This window comes from Sphingobacterium composti (assembly GCF_009829075.1).
Taxonomy (GTDB): Bacteria; Bacteroidota; Bacteroidia; order Sphingobacteriales; family Sphingobacteriaceae; genus Sphingobacterium; species Sphingobacterium composti.
Genome location: NZ_WUQZ01000073.1, coordinates 1 through 385 on the forward strand (window position 1 = coordinate 1; position 385 = coordinate 385).

Consider the following 385-nt stretch of genomic DNA (forward strand, 5'->3'; position numbering starts at 1 on the left):
ATATACATGATTAAAAGAAGGAAAAGTAAAAAGTTAGAAATAAAAAGTAAAAAGACGACAAGTCTAAATACTACTATCTACTTACTAAGTACTAAAAAGAGACATTAGAAGAAAGTGCCCACCCCGAAAGGAAGTGGTTACCGAGAGAAAGATGAGAAAGATGAGAAAGATAAAGCTAGTCCCGTAGCTCAGTTGGTTAGAGCACTACACTGATAATGTAGGGGTCAGCAGTTCAAATCTGCTCGGGACTACGAAATGTAAGGGGAATTAGCTCAGCTGGCTAGAGCACCTGCCTTGCACGCAGGGGGTCATCGGTTCGACTCCGATATTCTCCACGAGTTTTCGCTTTAGAGCGAATAACAAAGAGTTCTTTGACATATTGAAA

2 tRNA genes are annotated in these 385 nt (G+C 40.3%); both read left to right on the top strand.

Going from position 1 to position 385, the window contains the following annotated elements:
- Positions 1-177: 177 nt before the first annotated feature.
- Positions 178-251, top strand: a tRNA-Ile gene (locus tag GOQ17_RS16115).
- A gap of 10 nt (positions 252-261) precedes the next feature.
- Positions 262-335, top strand: a tRNA-Ala gene (locus tag GOQ17_RS16120).
- The last annotated feature ends 50 nt before the right edge of the window (positions 336-385 follow it).